Here is a 24256-nt window from a genome sequence, read left to right on the forward strand (position 1 = left end):
GCCTATCAAAGCCTCAACTAGGCAACGACGTATTATTGAGCTGTTAATGGAACAGAAACAAGAGATTACAGCCGCTGACATCGCCGCAATCGTGGGTACTAGTACGCGGACGATCCACCGCGAGCTGAACGATATCGAGCCATTGCTGGCAGCAAACGGAATACTGCTGCACAAAACCGCAGGGCTCGGCATCCGCGCTGAAGCAAGCAAAGTAGCCTTCGAGCGGTTCAAGCATTCATTCGACCAAGCCGATTCCGCGGAATATTCAGCTGATGAACGTAAAATCCTTATTTTTTGCAGCTTGCTGGAACTCGATGAGCCCGTGAAGCTGTTCTCACTTGCGCATGAGCTGCGCGTTACGATGCCTACGGTCAGTCATGATCTTGATGAGCTTGAACCTATTATTGCACGGAAAAATCTTACGCTCGTAAGACGAAGAGGCTATGGTGTGGAGATCGTTGGCTCTGAAGCAGCTAAGCGCCACGCCATCAGCCTATTAGCCGTCAATCATCTGGACGACTCCGATTTGTTCGGCCAGTTCAAGGATGCAACCGTGACGAATCCGAGCACTGCGAAGCTGCTCGACATGATCGGGAAAGAACACTTTAAGAAGCTTGAGCTCGCACTGTGGGAGCTCAGCGACGATTGGTCGAACACCTTGTCCGAATCTGACTATACGAGACTGCTGATTAGGCTGTCTGTCGCGCTTACGCGCATGGAACGCGGCAGCCTGATTCCCGCACGTGGTTCCAGCTCAGGCGGCGAGGATAGCACCTTGCTGAGCAGACTATGCGACGTGCTGAACATTCAGCTTCCGCCACAAGAGCGAGCGTATCTATCTGAGCTGCTGGACAATGAAGCGCTGCCGGAGAGCAGCCTGCTGCTTCCGCAAGAAGACATCGCTGCGATCGAGAACGTGAAGCAGCTTGTCCATCACACGGAACACGAGCTGCGAATGTCTCTTGCTCATGACCGTTCCTTGGAGGATGGTCTCATCCAGCATATCAAGCCTGCATTCCAGCGCATCCAAGACGGCATCGCTATTCGTAATCCGATGCTTGCTCCAATTAAGAAGGAATACAGCCTTTTGTTTTCCATTGTGCGAAGCGGTGTACAGAAGATCTATACACCCCTGCAAATACCGGATGAAGAAATCGGCTATATCGTGATGCACTTCGGCGCTTCTCTGGAGAGGCTGAAGCCGTTCCCGAGGAAAATCAGAGCCGTGCTCGTTTGCACCAGTGGAATTGGCTCTTCCAAGCTGTTAGCTGTCAAAATCGGTAAGGAGCTTCCGCAAATCGAGCTGATCGGCCATTACTCATGGTTCGAAGCAAGGCGGCTTCCTTCTAATCGCTACGACCTGATCATTTCGACGGTTGATTTGCCGCTTGAGCCTGACCGCTACATCAAGCTCAGTCCCATGCTGCCGCCGGAGGAAGCGAGCAAGCTTCGAGCTTATATTGAAGACACCACTCTCAAAAAAGAAAAACCAGCCGCCGCCACCGATGCTGATGCTTCTGGACAATCTCCGATGGATCGGCTGCATATGCTGCAGCTTTATTCCGGAATCGTGCTGCGGCTGCTAGGCGGATTGAGCGTCCATGATCTGCTACTGCCGCAAGGGGAAGAGAAGCTGGAGCTTCAACTGCCCACCATGCTTGCCTTAACTGGCGACCCACATATCGCCAAGCATCTGGACCCGATCATGGATCAGTTGCTTGCCAGAGAACGGCAAGGCTCACTGGTTATGCCAGATTCGGAGCTTGCTCTGCTTCATACACGCAGCGACTGGATTGAAGCCCCGCTGCTAACCTTGTATCGCTATGACAGACCGCTGCGGCTTAGTGAGGGCGATACGTCACATGCCTCTCAACTGCTAATGATGCTTGCCCCCCTGAAGCTTGACGCCTACAGCTTGGAGCTGCTAAGCGAGATTAGTGCCATGCTGCTGATGCCTGAGCTAATTGTCTTACTCGCAGAAGGGGAAGAAGCAAGCATTAAACGACTGATCTCCAAAAAACTTGAAAGCTATATAAAAACAAAATTGGACTGGAGAGAGTAATCATGACCATGCTATCAACAGATAAAGTACAAATAAATGCAGCCGTAACAGACAAATACGAGGCGATTCGCCTTGTCGGTCAAATGCTGGTGGACGCAGGCCACGTGCCGACAGCCTATATTGGCAAAATGATCGAGCGCGAGGATTCACTCTCCACCTACATCGGAGGCGGGCTCGCAATGCCTCACGGCACGAATGAAGCGAAGGCGATCATTCAATCCACTGGGCTTGCCATCATTACCGTACCATCAGGCATCGATTTCGGCGGTGAGGAGCCTGCTCAATTGATCATCGGATTAGCTGCGGTCGGTGACGATCACCTGGATATTTTGACAAGCATAGCGATGCTTATATCCGAGGAAGAGAATATGGAGCGTATTCTGAATGCCTCTTCGGGAAAAGAGCTGATCGCGATCTTTGAGTCGGGGATGGAAACATGAGGGCTGTTCACTTTGGTGCAGGCAACATCGGAAGAGGATTTATTGGTTTGCTCCTGCACAATGCCGGCTACGAGATAAGCTTCGTGGACGTGAACGACAAGCTCGTATCAGAGCTGCAGGAGAGAGGGCAGTACACGGTCAAGCTCGCAAATGAGCAAGGCGATACGTATTTGGTAGACCATGTTACAGCCATTAACGGCAATGACATAGCGTTAGTGGCACAGCGGATTGCAGAGGCTGATATAGTGACAACTGCAGTCGGGGTATCCGTCCTCAAGCATATCGCTGGCGCAATCGCCAAAGGAATCGCGCTGCGTACATTGAATGGCAAGCCCGTCCTTCCCATCATTGCTTGCGAGAATGCGCTTGGCGGCAGCTCAATATTGAAGGAGCTTGTTTACGGGTATTTATCTCTGGATGCTCAGGCGTTTGCAGATCAGCATATCGCATTCCCTGACGCAGCCGTAGACCGCATCGTACCTCTGCAGCAGAACGAGGATAGGCTGCTGGTGACGGTCGAGCCCTTCTACGAATGGACCGTAGAGCGTTCACCGCTGCTTGAGTCGCAGACCGAAATTGCAGGCATTCACTACGTCGACAAGCTGGAGCCCTATATTGAACGAAAACTGTTCACGGTCAATACAGGCCACTGTGTCGCCGCGTATCACGGAAATCTGAGGGGGCACGCTACCATTCAGGAAGCGATGCAGGATCCCAACGTCGTAGCTGAGGTAAGGGGAGCCTTGCTAGAGTCGGGGTCAGCTCTCATTCAGACTTATTCATTCGATGAGAAGGCACATGCTGATTATGTAGAGCAAATATTGGAGCGATTCATCAATCCCCATCTCATAGATGAGATTGCCAGAATCGCCCGCTCGCCAATTCGCAAGCTTTCGCCTAATGACCGTCTAGTGAGACCTGCCTTATCCGCCTTTCAACTCGGTATCCCTGTTATTCATTTGACTGCCGCAATAGCGGCTGCCCTTTATTTCGACGACAAAGATGACCCAGAATCTGTAGATCTTCAAGCCTTCCTGAACGAAAACGGGCTTCATGCGACGCTAACGCATTACACCGGGCTTGCCGAGCAGCATCCGCTGCATATCGGGGCCGCCGAGCACTATCGCAGATTGGGGCAACTGGATCAAGCGACTGAGAAGGGAATGAAATCATGACGACACTGACAGGAATAGCAGCATCGCCAGGTATCGCAATTGCACGCGCATTTCTCCTATCGTCCGAACGCTTCATACCCGTGCGGCAGTCCGTTTCAGACAGTTCAACGGAAATTGCTCGCTTTCGCGAAGCTGTAGCGTCATCTCAGACGGAGATTGAGTCTCTTCGCATCTCCACGGAGGAGCGGCTTGGGGCAGACAAAGCCGAAATATTCGAGGGCCATCTGATGATTCTCGAGGACCCTGATCTAATCGATGCAATCGAGCTGAAAATCGATGAGGACACTATGAACGCCGAATTTGCCCTGTATGAAACCGCCCAAACCTTTATCGAGCTGCTGCAGTCGATGGACGACGAACTGCTGCGCGGACGCGCGGTCGATATCGAAGACGTATGCGGCCGCTTGATGAGCCATCTGCGCGGCATTCCTCATATGGACCTTGCGGGCATGTCGGAGGAGTGTATCATCGTAGCTCGCGACTTGACCCCATCGGACACCGCTCAGCTTAATTTGGATTATGTTCGTGGTTTCATTACGGAAGTGGGCAGCCGTACTTCCCATTCTGCGATTATGGCGCGCTCGCTTGAGATTCCAGCTATCGTAGGGGCGGGCATCGCCGTTCAACAGATAGCGGCACATACCATAGTTGTCGTGGATGCGAACCAAGGTATCCTGCACGTTAATCCGACGGATGAAGAACTAGAAGCTTATCGTGCATTGAAGCAAGCCGACGACAAGCGTAGAGCCGCACTCGGCAGACTGAAGGAGCTGCCCACCTTCTCCAAAGACGGCAAACAGGTAGAGCTCGCCGCCAACATTGGCAAGCTGGAGGACATTCAGCGGGCGATTGATAACGGAGCGGAAGGCATTGGACTATTCCGTACGGAATTTCTCTATATGGGTCGCAGCTCACTTCCAACGGAAGAAGAGCAGTTCACTAGCTACAAATACGCGCTGGAGAAAATGAATCCGAAGCCAGTCGTCATCCGTACGCTCGATATCGGCGGCGATAAGGAACTCCCCTATATGGAACTGCCAAAGGAGAGTAATCAATTCCTCGGACAACGTGCGCTGCGATTGTGTCTGGATAGACAGGAGCTCTTCCGTACACAGCTGCGAGCGCTGCTTCGTGCCAGCCGTTACGGCAACTTAAAAATTATGTTCCCTATGATCGCCGTGCTCGAAGAGCTGCTGGAGGCGAAACAACTGCTTGAAGAAGAGAAGCAGAGGCTTCTAGCTGAAGGAGTAGAGCTTGGCGAGCATATTGAGGTTGGCATGATGGTCGAGATCCCTGCCGCAGCAATTGCAGCTGACCTCTTTGCACCGGAGGTCGATTTCTTCAGCATCGGCACGAACGATCTCATTCAATATACGATGGCAGCAGACCGCATGAATGAAACGGTAGCTTATTTGTATCAACCGTGGCATCCCTCCCTGCTTCGCCTGATTCGCTTCGTGATTCAGGCCGCCGAGAAGGAAGGAAAGTGGGTAGGTATGTGCGGCGAAATGGCGGGCGATGAAACCGCAATTCCGTTGCTGCTTGGACTAGGTCTGCATGAATTCAGCATGAGCGCTGGCTCCATTCTGCCAGCACGCGAGCTAATTGGGCAGCTTGATCAGACCGCATGGTGTAGCCATGCCACCAACACTCTCAGCATGCGAAATTCGCAAGAAATTACACAATTCGTACAAGACATTATAAAAGGAGTGACTCATCATGGTTAGCAAAACCTTCACCATTCTCAACCCGACAGGCTTTCACGTGCGTCCGTCCAAAACCTTCGTCCAAACCGCAACAACGTTTCCCTGCAAGGTAAACGTGATCAACAAAGGCAAGAAGGTTAATGGCAAGAGCTCGCTAAGCATGCTCACGCTGGGCATCGCTGTGAACGAGGAAGTTACTCTTGAAATAGACGGCGAGCAAGAAGAGCAGGCGCTTGAGACGCTCGGCAAGCTGCTGACAGCAATCCACGAATAAACCATCTCTATACGACTAATAGGCTGTCCTTCTCGCGCACTGTGCTGAGCAGGGACAGCCTATTCTCATACGAGCTCACTCCTAATCGCATCTGGCTCCATTAGAATGCTTGCGTGCTTACAGAACACAAATTTGGATTACTTGGCTACTGCAAGAACATATGGATGCTTACAGCTTACGTTTTAGGCGTTGTATAATTTCCCAAACAACAAAAAGAGAGAACAGTATCTATAGCCGCTGTTCTCTCTCCTGAACCCTGTTATCCGTTAAACTTTATACAGGGGTTGCTGCCGTACCCGCCTGCCCCACACCTTCCGATTTCAGCTTGCGGTGGGACAATGTAAAGTACGTGTATGACAATGCCGCGAACAGAATGGCAATACCCGCTAGAGTCGCGACATCTCTAACCAGCGAGCTGTAATCGCCGCTTGATACGATATCCCTGAAGCCCGCTACCGCATAAGTCATCGGCAGGAACGGAGAAATCTTTTGAAGCCAGCCTGGTACAAGCTCGATGGGGAACGTCCCTGCGGAGCTCGTTAATTGGAAAATCAGCAGAATAACTGCAATGAACCGACCAGGATTACCCATCGAGGCAACCAAGAACTGAATAATCATCATGAATGTCAGGCTAGTCAGAATAGAATAGAAAACGAATAGGCCAACACTCTGCACCTCAAGCTTCAGTACGAACAGCAGTGCTGCATCAGCGATCAAGGCTTGGATAATGCCTATTAACGATAAAGTAAGCGCCTTGCTCCAAAACCAGCTCCAGCCGCTATCCGGACGAACTGCGGGATCCCGAACCGAATAAACAATCGTTAACAGCATCGCGCCAACGAATAAGCCTAGTGACAGGAAGTATGGGGCAAGCCCTGTACCATAATTGTCTACCTTCGTCAGCTTCTCCACATCAAGCTTAATTGGATCTGAGAACATATCGACCATGGCATCCGTCAAGTTGAGATCTCCCGTTTGACTAGCCGCTTCACCCAGCTTGCTGGACAGCTCCTGCGTACCGTCCTCCAGCTTCAGAAGTCCGGATGCAACCTGCTGCGCCCCGCTCTCTAATGCTGTAGATCCCTCTACGAATGGAGTGATAGTAGAAGATAGTCGTGACAGCCCCGCCGTGAGCGAAGAAGCACCATTATTGAGCTGTTTAGCGCCTGCGGCGAGCTTATCCGCACCGCTTCCCGCTTCCGCAAGCTTCGTTCCAAACTGCTGCATGCCGCTCGAGAACGTATCTGTACCTTCCATGATTCGCTCTGCGCCAACACCAAGCTGCTTCCCGCCTTCAGCCGCTTCCTGCGCTTTTTTGTTAAAAGCTCCGAATCCATCCGCTACCTTCACCAATCCAATATTGAGCTCGGTAGCTCCATCTCTCAAGTGTGCTTGCCCCTCTGAGGACTTCTCCAAGCCTGCCGCCAGCACGCGGCTAGCCTCGAGCAAGGAAGCAAAGCTCTCGCTCCCCGCAAGCTCCGGATTCGCCTGACCCAGCTGCGCCAGCCCGTTCGCCAGCTGCGCTGCACCAGCTTGCAGCTGCTCCTCGCCAGCAGCTGACTGCTTCATACCGTCCGCCAGCTGCCCCGCAGCCTGCTGCGCGTCCGCCGCACCCTCCGCAAGCTGTCCGCTCGCTCCGGCCAGCTGCGCCATGCCGTCGCTAAGCTTCGCCGCTCCGGCACCAAGTGAACCCACGCCCTCGCCAAGCGATTCCGCTCCAGCGCCCAGCTGCTGCTGCGCAGCCTGTAGCTGCGCCAGGCCGCTCGCAAGTCCTGCAGTGCCTGCACTAAGCTCCGCACTGCCCTTCCCAAGCGCCGCTCCGCCATCGTTCAGCTTCGCAACCCCCTCCTTAAGCGTTGTCGACCCGCTAACGAGCTTTGCAAGATTCTGCTCGATGAGCACCGCTCCATCCTTCGCCTTCGTCGTGCCGTCAGCGATTTCGCCGGAACCGTCGCTCGCTGCGCCAATGCCGTCCGCGAGCTCCTCAATCTGACCGAATACAGTGCGCGTATAAGCTGACGTCACTTCGCGGCCAAGCTCTGCCTTCATCGTGTCTACCGCCTTGCTGCCAATCTGAGAGGCTAGGAAGTTGTAGCTCTCATTCGCCAAATAAGTGAGCTCTGCAGGAGTCGGGTTATCTGACGTCAATGAGGTCGTGTTCTCCGAGAAATCGGCAGGAATCTCAATCGCCAGATAATAGCTGTGATCCTTCACGCCTGCCTCTGCTTCCTCCTTGCTCACAAAATGCCATTCGAACTTTTCATTTTCCTTTAGCTGTTCCTCGAAATCATCGCCAATATGCAGCATTTCATCGTTATAAGCAAAACCTTTATCTGCATTGACGATGGCAACAGGCATTTTGTCGAGATGCCCGTAAGGGTCCCAGAATGCTCCTAAAAACATCGAAGAATACATAAGCGGAATCATAAGCACGCCGATTACAGAAATGAGCAGCATTTTGTTGCCTTTAATGCCAGTGAGCTCCTTGCCAAACTGCTTTAGTCCTCTGAACTTCAACGCGTTCACTCTCCTCTTTACTAATTGACCATTATTGTCATTTAGTCATTTTTTACTGTAAAAAAAGGCATCCAGACTATGCCGGAGCCAAGCCTACTTGCATATAGAATCGCAACTGCTCCGCAACCTGTTGTTTATCCAGCGGTACATGCGTTTTTTTCCAATCTACCGTAAGTGCCATGTACAGCTTCAGCATTACAAATGCGGTCATCTCTGGGTTACACGGTTTAATCTCGCCTTTATCCATCGCGAGCTGCACCTGATGCTGAATGTAGCCGACTACCGCCTTCTCAATCTGCTGCATACCCTCCACCGCCATCGGGGTGCCGATCTCGCGTACCTCATGTGAAAGCTTCAACGCAAGCTCATGCTCCTCGCGGAACTCAAGCAGCTGCTCCAGTGCAGCATTCAAATTATCGAAAAACTTACGTTTCGGATCTACAACCTTCTCTGCTACCTGCTTCATTTCAATAATCAGCCGCTTCATAATTTCATGAAACAACTCTTCTTTGTTCGCAAAAAAAGTATAAATCGTTCCTTTGCCTACATTCGCAATCTTCGCAACCTGATCCATCGTCGTCGCTTTATAGCCGAACAACGCGAACGATTTCGCTGCCGCATCTACGATCTGCTGCCGTCGATCAATTGCCATTCCAACACCTCCGACCCGATGTCCCACTAAAATGACCAAAAAACCAAAACGGTCAATTTGACTGAAGCAATCATAACATGCGTCAATTCCGATTGCAATATACGTTTTAAAATCAGCTTAAGCTTCAGCTTCTTCCATTTCTTCGACCAATTAATCGTATGCTTTCTATGCCATCATTTTCTCGCCATAACGGATCTCACGCTTTCATCGCCTCCCATTTTACACCGCGTTTGATTCCATTTTGGATTCATCCAATTTTCATTCGCCCTATGATGACTTTACTCAGTAAAAAGAGCTATAATACATATAGAGTTGTAAGTAACTATCATCTGCATAGCAGAATATAAGGAGTGTTTCCTATGTCGTACAAAGAAATTACATCCATTGAAGAATGGAACAACGTTTACGAAGCTTCCGCCGCTCGCCCGCTCGTTGTATTCAAGCATAGTACAACATGCCCGGTTAGCGCGAATGCATATAGCGAATTCAAACAGTACCTAGACGGAAAACCAAGAGAAGACGTTGACTACGTGCTTGTGAAAGTAATCGAGTCCCGTCCTGTCTCCAACCAAATCGCCGAAGATACATCCGTGAAGCACGAATCGCCGCAAATTATTTATTTCGATAAGAAAGAAAAAGTATGGTCCGCTACCCACTGGTCCATTACCAAAGCACATATTACGGCAGTGCTTGACTAAGCCTAGCGACAAAGCAGCAACGCGGCTGTTCTTAAAGGTCAATTACCTTGAAGAGCAGCCTTTTTCTTATTGTTAGGAGGAGGCATTCAAATGGCAGAAATCGTTAAGCTGACCACCGACGAACAGATTGTCAGCGCATTTCCATTAATTATCCAGTTGCGCCCTCATTTGTCTGAACAAGTTTATCTGGCAAAGGTAAAACAAATGCAGGCTAATAACGGATACCATCTTGTTGCCATTATTGAAGATGGTGTAGCCAAATCTGCAGCAGGCTATCGGATTAGCGAATCGCTGGCATGGGGCAAATATTTTTATGTCGATGACTTGATCACAGACGAGAGCAGCCGCTCCAAAGGCTATGCTAAGCTGCTGTTTGATTGGCTAGAAGCAGAAGCAACAGCGAGTGGCTGCGAGCAATTCCATCTGGATTCCGGTGTTCAGCGACATGATGCTCACCGGTTCTATCTGAATAAGAGAATGGACATTGTTGCTTATCATTTTCAGAAGCCGCTTTAACGTTATTCCGATATAAATAAGCAAAAGAAGATGACCTCTGCACTTTAGTAGAAGTCATCTTTTTAATGTCTTAAGAGGCACTTTGGTTTACAAAAGTTAATATTCCCTATACGCTTTGAAGTCCATAACGCGAGCTTTATGGACCTCTGCATCATTCACATATCTTATATATTCCTCTGCGCTAGCTGAAATTCCGCATACTTCTACCACTTCTATTTGCTGAAAACAGCCTTCTAGAATTTCTGCTTGCATCATTTGATCCTCAACGATTAGAATACGTATTTTTTGACCTCATGCTTATGCTTCTTATTCATAGTAATTAGAACTATACAAACGAGACAAACTATGCCATTCAGCCCATTCTCAATAACGCATAAATGTGGTTATCTATAGAATGTCGGAATATATCGTTTTTTATAAATTAGGAGGATATTTTTATGAAGCGTTTCGCCATGATCGCAGTAACCATCACCATTTTTTGGACCGCTATTACAGGATCATTCACAAATAATCAAGCATCGGCAGCAGCCTCAGCGCCGGTATTCAAAGATATTAAAGGCCATTGGGCGGAGAAAACAATTGCCAATATGGTAAATCAAGGGATCTTGGACGGATATCCCGATGGGACCTTTCGACCACAGGAGCCTGTTAAGGTCGACCAATTTATCAAAATGCTCGTTCTTTCCTACACGGATCTTCATCAGAATGGCTCGAGAAGCTGGAACCTTTCGTTCCTCCAGTCGCTTAGCGAGGAAAACCAAGCGATCCTAAAGCAGGATTACCGCTATTTCGAATTCAAGCCAAGTCCGGTCGGCTATTGGGCCAAACAGTTTATTGATGTGGCCAGCGACCTCCATTTCCTGAACAAGTCCAGATATAATGACTTCCAAGCGGATATGACGCGCGAGAACGTAGCCGAGATCGTCTATTACACGCTGCAGGAAACGGAATTTTTGGAGGACGGCCAATTCGGCCAGAAAATGGCTCAAGCCTATGGCGACATCATGGGCGCAAGCGAGCGCGAGCAGAAATTTATTGCCGAGACACTTGTGAAAGGCATTATGCAGGGGTATCCGAACGGGTTCTTCGGTGTTGGGGACACGGTTACCCGTGCTGAATCACTCGTTATTTTGAACCGTCTCACCGACAAGTCGAAGCGCCTTGCCATTACCGTCTCACCCGAGAAGCTGGAACGAGTCGTTCCTACAATTGGCGGCGGTAAGAAGATTATCGTATTCCCCGACAAACGGATGTGGGATGCTTATGAAGCACTAATCACGGCTGGACAATTGCGCGGCACGAATCATGATCTATACGAAACGACGCTCCGATTATTCAAGGACCAAGCAGAGAAAGACAACGTACTGAACCGTTCATCAGGCTCATCAGCCGTCAATGAAGAAGCAGCTGTCTGGCTCGACCCCCAATACAATACGTATGGCATCACCATGAGGCTGCGTGAAGGTACGCTCGCTCGCAACAAAGAGGTCGTCGAGCAATTCGCCAACCAACTGTTCGGCTATAACGCATCCGTATTTAAGGAGCTTTTTAACGAAATTAGCAAAAAGGTCGAAGCTGGCGCCAAGGTTGCCTCTCAGCAAAAGCTGATCGGGACCGATAATGTGAATGTTCAAGTCGATGCAGCTGCCAAAACCGTTATTTTCTCTATCGCTACGAAAAGATAATCTAATTTTAATGAAACCTCCTCAGGCTGATGCCTTTGGAGGTTTTTTTGATAGTTGCACCTTCTGTAATTGCTACCAATGAACTAACATAAATGCCCATTTCTATTATATAATGAGTACGTATGACATTGATGCGAATACGAGAGGAATGGTACGATGTTTGGAAAATTAGCTGCGGATGCACTGGGATTAAGCGATATTGGAGCGATTATCAAGCCCGCGGATTTCAGCAAAGCTGATTCTGACGACTATGTGATGCACGAGGATAACGAGAAGATTTATTTCCTTATCAAATCAAAATCAGATGAATACTGCTTTACCAATATTGCGCTTATCCATTTGGACGGCACAAGTGCACTGAGCAAGAAACGTACGCTAAAGCGCTATGCCTTCAATGCTAACCAAATTTCACAGGTCACGCTTGAAACAGCGGGCACGGTCGATCTTGACGTCGAGATCAAGTTCACTATTGGCTCCGTACCGTTCTCCATAGACGTGAACAAGAAACACCTCGAGGAACTCAAAGACCTCTACAAAGCACTTATCAAAATTTCCGAGATAACGCGCGAGAACGAAATCTCGCTAGAATATGCAAGACGCAGCCTAGATCTCGCATCCACTACACTGCAGCAAATTCATAAGGGCGACTTCAACGTTGTCGAGCAATTCGACGGCTTGAACAAATCAGCTTTCAACTGGCTGGTCAACACTCATAAGCAATACCGCGTGAAGGATTTCGGTGCGATTTTCGAGCGCTACATTAATAACTAATTTATTTTTATTGTATTAATTGAATAATACCTAACAAGACGAAGAACGTCCGTTTGCCAAAAGGCATACGGGCGTTCTTTTTTGCACACATATAAGGAGGCGAACGGGAGATGGATACTTTTGAGAGTATGCATGCCGCTTTTATCGAAAAACATTTAACTAGCAGAAAGGGTGAACGACGGGCGCGCTTGGAACGCGGGCACGGCTTTGGAGAACGGCTGCTTTTGCAAAATGTGTGGTGGCCAGTATTTGGACATTTCGACCATCTACATCCCGAATATGAAGTGTATGATCGGAACCGGAAATCCTACTTTCTTGATTTCGCTTACTTGCCCCCTTTTGGGCAATTCGACTTGGAGTGTGACGGCTACCAAAGCCACATTAAAGAGATGGATCGAGACAAATTCAGCTATGCACTCAATCGCGATACATTTTTGACGGCATTGGGCTGGCGGATGCTCCACTTCTCGTTCGACGATATTAAGGATCGCCCAGAAATTTGTCAATCTTTGCTTCGACTAGCTGTCGGACCCTACCTTTTACGCGAGAAAACCTCATTAACTGCAACGAGGACGGAGAAGGATTTATTGCTGCTCGCCTGGAGTCTTGGCAGAGCTATTCGACCGATAGATGTCAGCGAAGCGTGGAAAGTGAATTTCCGTACATCGCGGAAGCTATTAACCGGATTAGCAGACAAAGGCTGGTTGCAGCCTATCTCGAAAGGAACCACGATACGTTATTATGAGCTGAATAAAGAGACGCTTGAGCTGCTCTTATAGGGTAAGGTCGACGCGGCAGCCACCGACTTCCGCTATCCTGCACTTTTGCAGGATACACCCCTTTTTCTAACCTCCATCCGGGGCTATGTTGTACTTTCGCAGGATAGGTGTCTGTTAATGTCTTTATTACTGGCTGTAAGCATCATTTTTGAGCTCTATCCTGCAAACGTGCAGGATAGAGCTCATTTTAGCGCCGTTTTAAGACAAGTTAATGCAAATGTGCAGGATAGCTCGGATGTGGTTGGGTTATGGTTAGAATGTGGTTGGATTTAGTAGTGATAATGCTAGCAGGGCGAGCAGCAGCATTGGTTGGGACCATGCGAGCGGGGGAAGCTGCGAGATAAGTCGGTGTGATACGAGTAATGTGAGCAAAACCATTAATTAATGTGAGGCGTCGGGTGCGAGATGTGATGCGGGCGAGGCACTATTAGGTGCGATCCTTGCCGTACCATTAGGTACGGTGCATGATGCGAGCATCACGAACCCCCGCCCACTTCGCGAAGAGTGAGCGGAGGGATTCAGCCTGCTATTAGCTAGGAAGCTGAATATCGTAAGCGTCCATCGCTGCTTGCAGCGCCTTGCCAGCTTCGAGCGTTTGGCCATGGCGCAGCAGTACGGCTTCAAGCGCGCCAAGCGTGAGCAGCACATTGCGTTTGCTGCAGCTGTAGCCCATCGTGCCGATGCGCCATATTTTACCCTTTAGAGGGCCGAAGGAGCTGGCGATTTCAATACCGTAATGCTCAAGCAGCATGGAGCGAACCGACTCCCCGTCGATACCTACAGGAATCTCGATACAGGTAACGACAGTCATTTTGCAGGAAGGATCACCATATAGACGAAGACCCATTGCCTCAAGACCTGCGACTAGCGCCCCTTCATGCTCACGATGCCGAGCAAAGCGCGTGTCCAATCCTTCTTCAAGTACAAGGCGCAAACCCTCGCGCAGCGCATACAGCATAGAGGTCGCTTCCGTATGATGATTCAGTCGAGCTGGACTCCAATAATCCTGCAGCTGGCTCAGATCCAAGTAGTTGCTCTGGATAGGACGCAGCAGCGGATCATCCTCGCCATCCGCGAGCAACAGCCCTCTCTCGATTTTTTTACGGCTTTGCAGCTTGGCCTCCGCCCTTTTATTGTACGTAATCGGAGCCATACCCGCCGGAACGGACAAGCATTTCTGAGTGCCACCGATTACAGCGTCGATCAACAGCCGATCCGTTGCTACCTCGATGCCGCCTATCGTCGCAACTGCGTCCACCACAAACAGCGCGTTCACTTCCCTGCACGCCTGCCCAATTCCCGTAAGCGGCTGCATACGCCCGGTTGAGGTTTCGCCATGAACAAGAGCAACTAGCTTCGGCTGATGCTCCTGAATCGCACCGATAATCTCCGCCTCCGTGAACACGGTGCCCCAGTCTGTTTCCAACGTTACCACTTCCGCACCGCAGCGCCTTGCGATTTCCGTCAGCAAATGTCCAAACCTGCCATAGATAGGCACAAGAACCTTGTCACTAGGCTCAATCAATCCAATAAGTACAGCTTCAATACCTGATCTCGACGTTCCGTCTACCGGAAATGCCCATTCATTCTCCGTCTTGAAGAGCTGTCGCAGCATCTCCATCGTCTCATTCATCAAAGCGGTAAATTCAGGATCAAACTGCCCCAGTATTGGGTATGACATCGCCCTCAACACGCGCGGATCAACCTCGACTGGACCTGGTGTCATTATCGTACGCGGCGATGGTGCGAGATCTTTATATACTCCTGCCATTATAGTTCTTCCTCCTCATACCCTAATCTGTAGAGCAGCTCCATAAGTACCATCACGCCGACCGCAAGCTTGCGCGGCTCCGTGTATTCTTCCGGAGAATGAGATATACCGTGCCTGCTTGGCACAAACAGCATCGCCGTCGGACAAATATGCTCGAACATCTGCGCATCATGACCCGCCCCGCTGACCATGCGCTTCGAGGTGATAGACAATCCATGACACACATCGTCCAATTGCTGCTTCAACCGTTCATTCATCGGCACGGGTTCCTCGCGGAACCATTCCGTGCCACTCAGCCCAAGCCGACGTCCATCCGCGATCGAAGCAAACTCCTTCATCACCCAGTTGCAGAAGCCGTCGAGCGCAGTCTCATCGGCATGGCGGGCATCCAGCGTGAATACGACCTTGCCGGGCACGACATTCGGCACATTTGGCTGCACCTGCAGGCTGCCAACCGTGGCTACAAGCGGCGAACCTAGTCGCATCGTCTCTAAGCGCAGCGCTTGAATCATCATACTGACACCCTCCAGCGCATCCCTGCGCATATGCATAGGCGTCGTTCCCGCGTGATTCGACTCGCCAACAACCTCGAACTTCAACCTTCGCTGGCCTGCAATCGTATCGACTACACCAACTGCAATTCCTTCCTTCTCCAGCACAGCACCTTGCTCAATATGAACCTCGATGAAGGCACCAATATCATGACGACGACTGTCTCTAGCTGTACCTTTCCCAAAACCGCAGCGATGCATCGCATCTACGAAATACACTTCATTGGCGTCCTGCAAATGCCCAATCTGTTCAAAATTCCGCTTGCCAACAACGTTGCCTGAGCCCCAATATGCCAACGGAAACCTGCTCCCCTCTTCCTCGCAGAGTGAAACAATCTCAAGTGTCCGTTTGGGCTTTCCATAATGCTTATGCAAATAATCCAATGCGAGCAGTCCTGCTGCAATGCCGTAAGCACCGTCATACATGCCCCCCTGCACAACCGTGTCGATATGCGAGCCTGTTATAATGGAAGGCGCATCAACATCCTCGCCTTGCATGATTCCGAATAAGTTACCTACATGATCGAATGAAGTCATCATGCCATAGCTCGCCATTTTGACCTCCAGCGCCTGCTGTGTTTCTAGCCACCCATCTGTATAGAGCAGCCGCGTAATGCCGCCTCTATCATCCGAACTGAACGCCGCCATCCAGTTTAATAGGTGCATAACCTCTATCTCAAAATAGGTCAACATCCGCTCCTTATCTTGCGCCCAGAAACGTACATTTCGCGTCATCGCCGCTCCTCCTATCTCTTCCGTTAAAGCGGCCTAACCCAGCGCCCCTGCTTGCTATCATCTAGTCCAGTGTTTGCTCCATACACCCTTTGCCCGCGTAGATAGGTCGCCATAACCTTGCATGGAAGCTCCATGCCCAGATACGGGCTATGCTTGTGCTTCTGATACAAATGCCGCTCTTCCAAAATATATGCCTCATTTAAATCGATGAGCATAAGATCAGCATCAAGTCCGATTCGGATTTCACCCTTCACACCATCAAGCCCGAACCTTCTTGCCGGGGCTCCCGAGAGCATATCGCTCAGCAAAGTAAGCGGTAGGCCACGCTTCACATGACCTTCTCCGATTATAAGCTCCACTGAGCTCTGTGCTCCGGCAATTCCTCCCCATGCATCGAAAAAATTGTCTGCCTCCTTCATCGAGACAGGACATGGTGAATGGTCTGATGAAATGATGTCCACCAGCCCATTAGCCACGGCGCCCCAAAGATGCTCCTGCTCGGCAGCTTCTCGAATCGGCGGCGAGCATTTGGCAATTGCTCCTTTAACCTCCAAATCCGCAGACGTTAATGCCAAGTAGTGCGGACAGGTTTCCACCGTAACATTCAAACCGCGATCACGCGCATGCTGAATGGAGCGAACCCCCGCTTCGCTGCTAATATGGACGAAATGAAGGGCACAACCCGTCTGCTCTGCATAGAACAACGCTCGATTAACAGCTTCAAGCTCTGCCACGATTGGTCGTGAGGCCACATAGTCGCTCGGCGTCAATCGTCCGGCCTCCCGCATGTCAAGGCCTAGCTTCGATACGATCGGCTCGCTTTCCGCATGCAGTGCAAGCACCTTGTTCACGCTTGCGATGACCTTCATACCCTCGAGCAGCGTATAGTCATCGACCTCGCGGAACGCATCCTCGCCCTGACCTCCCGGCGATGACATAAATGCTTTGAATCCGACGACTCCCGCTTCATGAAGCGGAATGAGCTCATGCAGCTTACCTGGCACCAATCCGCCCCAAATGGCATAATCCACATAGGAGCGCTCCTTTGCGGCAGCAAGCTTTTGCTGCATGCCGTTTATCGTAACAGTTGGCGGTATGCCGTTAAGCGGCATGTCGATGTACGTCGTGCACCCGCCTGCGGCCAGCGCGGCGGAACCCGTCTCGAAACCTTCCCAATCGCCTAGGCCTGGCTCATTCAAATGGACATGAACGTCGATCATGCCAGCCATGACAGTCAGTCCAGCAGCATCGACCATATGGGTAGCAAGCTCCGCATCAAGAGCCTCACCAAGCTGGACGATTCGTCCCTCTTTGATTCCAATATCGAGCAGCTTTACTTCATCCCTTAGCACAACACTGCCGTTTTTTATGACCAAATCAAGCTTTGCAATTGTGGACATATCACCCTCCGCCTTTCCATAGTGCATAAGTTGATTCCGCTTGACGCATGGATTCAGACTTTGTAGAAGTAACCGAGCGATGGATCTCGTTGTCCGTGGCTTGTTCATCTATCCGGATATTAGGACACGCAATTAGATCCGGCAAAGTGGCGATAATCACATAATTTCCAAAGAAAATGCGGCTCGAAATCTGTATTATGTTAGATTTGATGACATCATTACTACTATATAGCTACATCATAGTCCGAAACAGCAGCATTGTCATTGTGCAACCTAACTAGAAATCGATCAATTTCATTGAATAGGTTAAACAAACACACATTTACACCTGCAAGCATAAGTGATATATTAACGTCATAAAATCTAACATAACTTTATTGGCGGTGCTGTCATGCTTCTCAAAGAACTGATTTCTCTCCCTATTTATGCGAATGCAAAAGTAGTTGCTGGACATGAAGGCATACGAAATACGGTCCAATCGGTCAATATCATGGACGCTCCTGATATTATTCACTACTTGAAGCCGCAGGAGCTGCTGCTTACTACTGGTTATGCCATGAAGGATCAGCCCGGAGCACTGCTATCGCTGGTAACCAGCATGGCTGAGGTTGGCTGCGCAGGACTTGCGATTAAGACAAAGCGGTTTCTGCAGGAGGTTCCCGAGGATGTACTGCGATGTGCGGAGAAGCTGCAGTTCCCCATCATCGAGCTGGCATTGGATCAATCGCTAGGCGATCTATCCAACTACTCGCTCAGTCATATTTTGGAGAAACGGACTGGAGAACTTCACTATGCTCTAACGACACATAAGCAATTCTCCCAGATGATTATGCAAGGCAAAAGCACGGAAGACGTTATTGAGGAGCTGTCCCTCCTCATCAACTCCCCTGTCATACTGATGGATTCGCAGGCAAGCCTGATGTTCCGTTCACAGTCTATAAGCGAAGAACTCTATCTAAAACTGTTGCCCGAGCTTGAATCTATTATGCAAGCCCCATCGCCGCACAGCTCTTACACAATACCGATTTTATCACCCCATTTCAGCGGCACACACGATGCAAGAATTGAGCTGCTTCCGATCGCTACCTTTCAACTCGAAGGCTTTCTCATCGCCTTAACGAGTAATAGCAGCAAACATTTCAGCAATCTGACCAAACACGCTCTGGAACAAGCTGCTAATGTGATTGGATTGGAGCTAATGAAGAATCAAGCAGTGAAGGAGCGGTCGCGGCGATATAAGAACGAATTCTTCTCCGACTTTGTAGATGGGTTAATTACATCGGAGCAGGAGCTCATGCACCGCAGCAAAAATTACGGCCTGCTAGGCCATCCCGTCTATATTAGCGTCGTTGCCAAACGCGACACTTCGTTCGAGCCTGAGCGTTCCGATGGCGCACTCGAGACGGATGGGCGAATGATTTCGGAGCGTGACAGGCATTACAACCTGCTGAAAAGCGAGTTTTCTAAGCTGGACCTTCGGTTCGTTCTGTTTACCAAAAACGATTACTTCTGTTTTCTCGTTGCGCTGCATGCAAGCCAAGACGTTACAGCCGGAAAGGAAAGCAAGTTTATGACGCAGCTGAAGCAAATGGTCAGTAACTTGAACGAGCTTCACGGTATCCCCATCTCTCTTGGCATTGGCAATCCCGTCTTGCAGCTCCCGCATATCCCCTTGTCCTACAAGGAGGCCGTCGAAGCCCTTCAGACCGGTTATGATGCGCGCAAAACACAGTTCGTTCAGCCTTATCGCGCCAAAAATTTCAACAACCTGCTGCGATTGATTCCGAAGGAAGAACTTAAAGAATACTATGAGGAAACATTCAAAGATTTGCTCAGTATCGAAGGAAAAGAGCGCAGCGATTTGCTCAAGACGCTCAGCACCTTCTATAATACCCATTGTCAGCTTGCAGAGACCGCTAAGCAGCTATTCGTCCATCGCAACACCGTGACCTACCGCTTGGACAAATGCGAAAGACTAACCTGTCGTGATCTTCGCGATCCCGTGGAGAGCCTTCGTTTCCGAATTGCCTTCTCCATGGAGTCGCTGCTCTTAACCGAATGATCGTTGCAAGAGCACCCGTATGCTTACAGACCAACAAACCCAACTAATCGCAGGCTGTAAGCGCATATTCGCGCTTATAGCCTGCTTTCACACTCGCTCCCACTACCTCTTCCCGCGCTTCGCCTTCTTACAATGCAGACGATAGGTTTTACCGTACGCCTTCGCGTAACGCACGATTTTGCGCAGCATTGATTGATCCTCAAGCAGCGAGAACGGACATGGATCAGGCAGCGTGTTCACTTCCAAGATCCACGGCTTCAACCGTTGATCCATTGCAAGATCAAGCCCCAGCTCCTTAATTCCCGGATATGCTGTGTGAAGCCGCAATGCTGTTCTCACCGCGAGCTGATCCATCCCCTCCATAATTCTTCGCCGCACTTCTTTGCCTGTATAAGCCTTTAACAAATACGCCGTTGGATATATTGTGCCGCCTTGGCTTCCGTTCGTAACGATTTTGCGAGGATGAGCCACCCTGCCCAGCGTACCCGTCGCCTCCCATATCCCTTGTGGAGATTGCTGCATGACGAGGCGTATATCGAAGGGACGTCCCTCATGCTTCAGCAAGCGAATACCCTTCTGCACCAGATAACCCTTACCCTTGATCGTCCTGCGAAAAGAACGATAGAACGTTTCATAAGAAGAGAATACATGACGCTTCTCCCCCAACTGGTACACATACTTTTTCCCTGATACGCCGTCTCCGCCATTGCTTCTTTTACGAGACTTGAGCTCCACTCGCATTACGCCGTTACCCTGCGAGCCTCTGATCGGTTTAGCGTATACCATCCCCCACTTCTGAAGCATCTCGCTCAGCGACTTCTCCGTCAACAGCTTCGTCTGTGGCAAATGTCTTACAAGAACAGGATCGCCGCGCAGCACCTCCGACTTCGCCCACTTGTCTGCTACTCTACGACTTCGACCGTTTCCAGATGACACCTTGACACACCTTCGTTCCACATCATCCCTCCGTCTCGCGATTCACTCTTATTAGCATACGAACCCCCCTCCAAATGGATATGGGCTGTTGTCGTCATAAGCTGAACCTGTGCGCGCCAGCTACATATGCTTTAATAACCCGACATCCGAGATGATTGTCCCTTAGGAGGTATTCTGAGCTATGTCACCCTTCATTGCCCTTGAGCTGCTCGTCGACAAAATCTGCCGCCACCACCCCTGGTATCGCAGTCTACTCGCTCAGCAAGAAATAGATCTCTCCAACATAAGACTCACCCAGTTGCCGCTCATGACCGCCGAGTTGCTGGATCAACACTATTTCAATCCAGAAGAGAGATCTGAGCCGGGGCTGTCCGTATACAAAACCTCTGGCACTTCATCCGGTATTCGAAAAGCGATCTACTATTCCGAAGAGGATGACGAGCATTATATCGCAGCAAAATCGACTGCCTTCCGCACATGGCTATCAACCCATTCTGCAGACAGCAAGTCATCCAGCTCCTCCGTCATTAAGAAGGCGCTTGCCGACATGGGCACCGGGCACGCCGCAAGTACCGCACTCATCATCTTCACTAAGCTCGGCTGGCAGGCGGAATCCCTCTCCTTCGAGCTGCCTATCGAACAACATATTACGAAGCTTGAGCAATTCCAGCCTGAGCTGCTCTATACGATGCCATCCATCCTAGATGCGATCGCCTCCGCTTCGGGCAACCCTCTGCTTCTAGGCATTAAGAAGATTATTCTCGTCGGAGAAATCGCACCGCCAGCATGGCAAGCGAACATCGCTGCCAGGTTCGGGATCGAGCCAGGCGATATTTTGGACACTTACGGCTCCATTGAGATCGGCGCCATCGCGGCGTACTCCCACGAGCTTGGCCTATATATCATCGACGAGAGCCTATACGCGGAATCCTTGCCCGCCGAGCAGATAGATAAGCACTTCGAGCCGCTTCAGCCGAATGAAGGCGTGCTCGTCCTTACCTCTTCTGTCCGCTCCTTGTTTCCAGCGATCCGCTATGTAACTTACGACGTCGTTCGCGACTTTAAAACCATAGATATAGATGGCAAATCACTTCAGACTTTCAGCTGCATCTCCAAGCGCATCGGCTCTGAACTCAAGCATGGCGAGAAGATCAGCCTGTACGATATCGAAAGCGTAGTACATCAATTTGTCCAAGACGCCGAGCTTCGAGTAAGGCTCGAACAGAACCAATTATCCGTCCATATTCAGAGCCATTCGCTGCAAGACGAAAATCTCATGTCGATCCAACATGCGATCGAGCACAAAATCATAGAAATTGGACAAATGATACAGAATCGGATACTTGGGGGCATAACGGTTACACGCGCGGCACCGGACGAACAGCTTGAACGAGGGACAATTAAATCCAAAAAAATTTATTTCTGAGGGGTACTGAGCCTATGAAGGAAAACAGCTTGTTGTCTATTATCGGTAACACCCCGCTCGTCCAGCTCAATAAGCTGTTCGCGAACAACCGGGGAATCAAGATCTACGCTAAGCTTGAACTGCTCAATCCCGGCGGCAGCGCCAAAGACCGCTCCGCTGCACGTATCATCCAGAAAGCTTGGGAGGAGGGGTTAATCGGTCCCGGCTCCGTCATCATCGAGTCTAGCTCAGGCAATATGGCTATCAGCCTCGCAGCTATCTGCTCCTATCTCGATATGACATTCATTAGTGTCATTGATCCCAAAACAACGCAGCAGAACATTCGAATCATGCGTACCTACGGAGCTAAGGTCGAGCTGGTTACTGAAGCCGATTCTGAGACGGGCGAGTTCCTTCCTGCAAGATTAAACCGCGTAAAGCAGCTGCTTGCTAATATTCCAGGCAGCTATTGGCCTAATCAATATGCCAACGAGAACAACTACTTATCTCATTACGAAGGTACGATGCGCGAGGTTATGGAGGAGCTTGGCCATGTCGATTACATAGTCGGCGGGGTCAGCACCTGCGGCACCATGCTTGGCTGCGCCCAATATGTCCGCGATTATAAACTGCCGACACAAATCGTCGCCGTCGACGCTGCGGGGAGTGTGATACTGGGCGGCATGAATGGCAATCGCAAATTCCCTGGCCTTGGCGCAGGAATCGTTCCGCCTTTTGGCCAGAGCAAATTCATGGACCGCGCCATCAAAGTTGCGGATTGCGATATGGTCGCCGGATGCCGGATGCTCGTGGCGAAAGAGTCCATATTAGCAGGTCCCTCCTCTGGTGCCGTTATCCATGCTATGCGGTCGATCGAAAACGAGCTTCCAGACGAAGCCGTATGCGTGGTCATTATTCATGATCGCGGCGAGCGCTACATGGATACGGTGTATAACGAAGAGTGGGTAGAGAGACAGTTCGGTGCAGCAAGCCCTTTATAATTCCTAGTGCAAACTTCTTCAACGATTCATACCGCGTAAAGTTGAACACATCGTGACACGCAGTTATAAGGGGGATCATGCCTGTGTTGTATCTTGGCGATGAACATATCCGTCAGATCGGATTAAACTGGAAAGCACTTGTAGACAGCATGGAAAATACCGTTCGGATCATCGATTCGGGAGATTACAAGCAGCCAATCAAGCCTTATCTACGTTATCAGAGCGCAGTCAATCGCATCATAGCCATGCCTGCTTTTGTCGGAGGCCGCTTACAAACCGCCGGCATCAAATGGATAGCCAGCTTCCCTGCCAACATCGACATTGGTCTGCCGCGTGCACATAGCATTACGATCCTCAATGATGCAGCAACAGGCATTCCCCGCGCCATGCTGAACACGGCGCTGCCGAGCGCTGCGCGAACAGCGGCTGTCAGCGGCTTGCTCATTCGTCATTACTTGCAGGCTCAGGGCGAGTCCCGTCGATTAAAGCTGGGCATTATCGGTTTCGGACCAGTCGGCAGGCTCCATTATGATTTGTGCAGTCAGCTGTATGCGGAGCGTATTGACGACGTTTATCTATACGACCCAAGAGGATGCGACATGGAAAATGCCGATTTGAACCACGTAGACCCCGCTTTCCGAAATCGTACGCAGCTTACGAGCAGCTGGCAGCAGCTCTACTACGAATGCGACCTCATTATTACGTGTACAGTGAGCAAAGAGCGCTATATCGATATTGCTCCCGCGAAGGGCTCTTTGCTGCTCGATATATCTTTAAGGGATTACAAAGTGGATGCTTTAATCGATATTCACACAATAATTGTTGACGATTGGGAAGAGGTCTGCCGCGAGAATACCGATATTGAGGCGCTCCATCATCACCGCGGATTGACCAAAGAACAAACCTACTCGCTCGCGGACGTGGTTTGCCACAACGTGCTCGGAAGGATCAGCAGCGAGGAATCCGTATTGTTTTGCCCCATGGGTATGGCAGTTTTCGATATAGCAGCCGCTGACTATTTCGTAGAACGGGCTTCAGCGCTCAGCATTGGTGTTCAACTGCAATAGCAACTGGATACGCCAAGCGTAAACGGCTGAAGCCGTCTGCGCTTACAGCATCT

The 24256-nt window shown here is 50.2% G+C and carries 20 protein-coding genes; 14 read left to right on the forward strand and 6 right to left on the reverse strand.

What is annotated here, in order from left to right; genetic code table 11:
* Positions 1–31 precede the first annotated feature (31 nt).
* Genes FGT79_RS21860 through FGT79_RS21880 form a run of 5 tightly spaced genes read left to right on the forward strand, consistent with a single transcriptional unit; the run spans position 32 to position 5657 of the window.
* Positions 32–2062 (forward strand): BglG family transcription antiterminator, encoded by a 2031-nt coding sequence (locus FGT79_RS21860; RefSeq protein WP_281286004.1) that lies wholly within the window; start codon positions 32–34, stop codon positions 2060–2062.
* Positions 2063–2064: 2 nt separating this feature from the next.
* Entirely contained in the window at positions 2065–2502 is a 438-nt protein-coding gene (locus tag FGT79_RS21865; RefSeq protein WP_138754970.1) for a PTS mannitol transporter subunit IIA, read from the forward strand.
* Positions 2499–3677 carry a mannitol-1-phosphate 5-dehydrogenase gene (locus tag FGT79_RS21870; protein WP_138754971.1) on the forward strand — a complete coding sequence of 393 codons (1179 nt, stop codon included), beginning with the start codon at positions 2499–2501 and terminating at the stop codon, positions 3675–3677. The genes FGT79_RS21865 and FGT79_RS21870 overlap by 4 nt, the downstream gene beginning before the upstream one ends.
* A complete protein-coding gene (gene ptsP / locus FGT79_RS21875; RefSeq protein WP_138754972.1) occupies positions 3674–5404 on the forward strand; it encodes a phosphoenolpyruvate--protein phosphotransferase in 1731 nt (576 codons plus the stop codon). Before FGT79_RS21870 ends, ptsP begins: the two co-directional genes overlap by 4 nt.
* A complete protein-coding gene (locus tag FGT79_RS21880) occupies positions 5397–5657 on the forward strand; it encodes an HPr family phosphocarrier protein (RefSeq protein ID WP_138754973.1) in 261 nt (86 codons plus the stop codon). The genes ptsP and FGT79_RS21880 overlap by 8 nt, the downstream gene beginning before the upstream one ends.
* A gap of 273 nt (positions 5658–5930) precedes the next feature.
* Here FGT79_RS21880 and FGT79_RS21885 read toward each other — a convergent pair whose 3' ends face one another.
* Both FGT79_RS21885 and FGT79_RS21890 read right to left on the reverse strand, forming a co-directional pair.
* Positions 5931–8174 carry a YhgE/Pip family protein gene (locus FGT79_RS21885; protein ID WP_138754974.1) on the reverse strand — a complete coding sequence of 748 codons (2244 nt, stop codon included), beginning with the start codon at positions 8172–8174 and terminating at the stop codon, positions 5931–5933.
* 76 nt (positions 8175–8250) lie between these two features.
* Positions 8251–8826, reverse strand: a complete 576-nt coding sequence (locus FGT79_RS21890) for a TetR/AcrR family transcriptional regulator (RefSeq protein WP_138754975.1) — start codon at positions 8824–8826, stop codon at positions 8251–8253.
* A 359-nt stretch (positions 8827–9185) separates the two neighbouring features.
* Here FGT79_RS21890 and ytxJ point away from each other — a divergent pair, with 359 nt between their 5' ends.
* The 5 genes from ytxJ to FGT79_RS21915 all read left to right on the forward strand — a co-directional run bounded on the left by ytxJ (position 9186) and on the right by FGT79_RS21915 (position 13275).
* Positions 9186–9524 (forward strand): bacillithiol system redox-active protein YtxJ, encoded by a 339-nt coding sequence (ytxJ, locus tag FGT79_RS21895; protein ID WP_138754976.1) that lies wholly within the window; start codon positions 9186–9188, stop codon positions 9522–9524.
* 90 nt (positions 9525–9614) lie between these two features.
* On the forward strand, positions 9615–10040 hold the full coding sequence (locus tag FGT79_RS21900; protein WP_138754977.1) for a GNAT family N-acetyltransferase: 426 nt from the start codon (positions 9615–9617) through the stop codon (positions 10038–10040).
* Between the two features lie 437 nt (positions 10041–10477).
* The gene (locus tag FGT79_RS21905) at positions 10478–11725 is read left to right on the forward strand and encodes an S-layer homology domain-containing protein (protein WP_138754978.1); all 1248 of its coding nucleotides are present in this window, start codon (positions 10478–10480) and stop codon (positions 11723–11725) included.
* Between the two features lie 156 nt (positions 11726–11881).
* Positions 11882–12496 carry a PH domain-containing protein gene (locus tag FGT79_RS21910; RefSeq protein ID WP_138754979.1) on the forward strand — a complete coding sequence of 205 codons (615 nt, stop codon included), beginning with the start codon at positions 11882–11884 and terminating at the stop codon, positions 12494–12496.
* A gap of 110 nt (positions 12497–12606) precedes the next feature.
* A complete protein-coding gene (locus tag FGT79_RS21915; RefSeq protein ID WP_138754980.1) occupies positions 12607–13275 on the forward strand; it encodes a PDDEXK family nuclease in 669 nt (222 codons plus the stop codon).
* Between the two features lie 529 nt (positions 13276–13804).
* Here the strand turns inward: FGT79_RS21915 and FGT79_RS21920 are convergent.
* From FGT79_RS21920 to allB, 3 genes are read right to left on the reverse strand one after another with little or no spacing between them, the layout of a single operon-like run.
* Positions 13805–15046, reverse strand: coding sequence for a pyridoxal-phosphate-dependent aminotransferase family protein (locus tag FGT79_RS21920; RefSeq protein WP_138754981.1), 1242 nt, complete (start codon positions 15044–15046; stop codon positions 13805–13807).
* Positions 15046–16332, reverse strand: a complete 1287-nt coding sequence (allC, locus tag FGT79_RS21925; RefSeq protein WP_138754982.1) for an allantoate deiminase — start codon at positions 16330–16332, stop codon at positions 15046–15048. The genes FGT79_RS21920 and allC overlap by 1 nt, the downstream gene beginning before the upstream one ends.
* Before the next feature lie 23 nt (positions 16333–16355).
* Positions 16356–17732, reverse strand: coding sequence for an allantoinase AllB (allB, locus tag FGT79_RS21930; protein ID WP_138754983.1), 1377 nt, complete (start codon positions 17730–17732; stop codon positions 16356–16358).
* 391 nt (positions 17733–18123) lie between these two features.
* Here allB and FGT79_RS21935 point away from each other — a divergent pair, with 391 nt between their 5' ends.
* On the forward strand, positions 18124–19794 hold the full coding sequence (locus FGT79_RS21935; protein ID WP_138754984.1) for a PucR family transcriptional regulator: 1671 nt from the start codon (positions 18124–18126) through the stop codon (positions 19792–19794).
* A gap of 102 nt (positions 19795–19896) precedes the next feature.
* On the opposite strand, the gene FGT79_RS21940 is transcribed toward FGT79_RS21935, so the two are convergent.
* A complete protein-coding gene (locus FGT79_RS21940; RefSeq protein ID WP_246096547.1) occupies positions 19897–20751 on the reverse strand; it encodes a YheC/YheD family protein in 855 nt (284 codons plus the stop codon).
* Between the two features lie 160 nt (positions 20752–20911).
* On the opposite strand from FGT79_RS21940, the gene FGT79_RS21945 reads away from it, so the two are divergent.
* From FGT79_RS21945 to FGT79_RS21955, 3 genes are all read left to right on the forward strand, one after another.
* Positions 20912–22156 (forward strand): phenylacetate--CoA ligase family protein, encoded by a 1245-nt coding sequence (locus FGT79_RS21945; RefSeq protein WP_138754985.1) that lies wholly within the window; start codon positions 20912–20914, stop codon positions 22154–22156.
* Between the two features lie 14 nt (positions 22157–22170).
* On the forward strand, positions 22171–23136 hold the full coding sequence (sbnA, locus tag FGT79_RS21950; protein ID WP_138754986.1) for a 2,3-diaminopropionate biosynthesis protein SbnA: 966 nt from the start codon (positions 22171–22173) through the stop codon (positions 23134–23136).
* A gap of 77 nt (positions 23137–23213) precedes the next feature.
* On the forward strand, positions 23214–24203 hold the full coding sequence (locus FGT79_RS21955) for a 2,3-diaminopropionate biosynthesis protein SbnB (protein ID WP_342778515.1): 990 nt from the start codon (positions 23214–23216) through the stop codon (positions 24201–24203).
* Positions 24204–24256: the final 53 nt, after the last annotated feature.

Source organism: Paenibacillus sinopodophylli, assembly GCF_005930355.1.
In the GTDB taxonomy this organism is placed as follows: domain Bacteria; phylum Bacillota; class Bacilli; order Paenibacillales; family Paenibacillaceae; genus Pristimantibacillus; species Pristimantibacillus sinopodophylli.

Excerpts from the sequence above, each read along its gene's own strand:
- FGT79_RS21865 (WP_138754970.1), top strand. The coding sequence starts at position 2,065 with ATGACCATGCTATCAACAGATAAAGTACAAATAAATGCAGCCGTAACA.
- FGT79_RS21870 (WP_138754971.1), top strand. The coding sequence starts at position 2,499 with ATGAGGGCTGTTCACTTTGGTGCAGGCAACATCGGAAGAGGATTTATT.
- ptsP (WP_138754972.1), top strand. The coding sequence starts at position 3,674 with ATGACGACACTGACAGGAATAGCAGCATCGCCAGGTATCGCAATTGCA.
- FGT79_RS21880 (WP_138754973.1), top strand. The coding sequence starts at position 5,397 with ATGGTTAGCAAAACCTTCACCATTCTCAACCCGACAGGCTTTCACGTG.
- FGT79_RS21890 (WP_138754975.1), bottom strand. The coding sequence starts at position 8,826 with ATGGCAATTGATCGACGGCAGCAGATCGTAGATGCGGCAGCGAAATCG.
- ytxJ (WP_138754976.1), top strand. The coding sequence starts at position 9,186 with ATGTCGTACAAAGAAATTACATCCATTGAAGAATGGAACAACGTTTAC.
- FGT79_RS21900 (WP_138754977.1), top strand. The coding sequence starts at position 9,615 with ATGGCAGAAATCGTTAAGCTGACCACCGACGAACAGATTGTCAGCGCA.
- FGT79_RS21905 (WP_138754978.1), top strand. The coding sequence starts at position 10,478 with ATGAAGCGTTTCGCCATGATCGCAGTAACCATCACCATTTTTTGGACC.
- FGT79_RS21910 (WP_138754979.1), top strand. The coding sequence starts at position 11,882 with ATGTTTGGAAAATTAGCTGCGGATGCACTGGGATTAAGCGATATTGGA.
- FGT79_RS21915 (WP_138754980.1), top strand. The coding sequence starts at position 12,607 with ATGGATACTTTTGAGAGTATGCATGCCGCTTTTATCGAAAAACATTTA.
- FGT79_RS21920 (WP_138754981.1), bottom strand. The coding sequence starts at position 15,046 with ATGGCAGGAGTATATAAAGATCTCGCACCATCGCCGCGTACGATAATG.
- allC (WP_138754982.1), bottom strand. The coding sequence starts at position 16,332 with ATGACGCGAAATGTACGTTTCTGGGCGCAAGATAAGGAGCGGATGTTG.
- allB (WP_138754983.1), bottom strand. The coding sequence starts at position 17,732 with ATGTCCACAATTGCAAAGCTTGATTTGGTCATAAAAAACGGCAGTGTT.
- FGT79_RS21935 (WP_138754984.1), top strand. The coding sequence starts at position 18,124 with ATGCTTCTCAAAGAACTGATTTCTCTCCCTATTTATGCGAATGCAAAA.
- FGT79_RS21945 (WP_138754985.1), top strand. The coding sequence starts at position 20,912 with ATGTCACCCTTCATTGCCCTTGAGCTGCTCGTCGACAAAATCTGCCGC.
- sbnA (WP_138754986.1), top strand. The coding sequence starts at position 22,171 with ATGAAGGAAAACAGCTTGTTGTCTATTATCGGTAACACCCCGCTCGTC.
- FGT79_RS21955 (WP_342778515.1), top strand. The coding sequence starts at position 23,214 with ATGCCTGTGTTGTATCTTGGCGATGAACATATCCGTCAGATCGGATTA.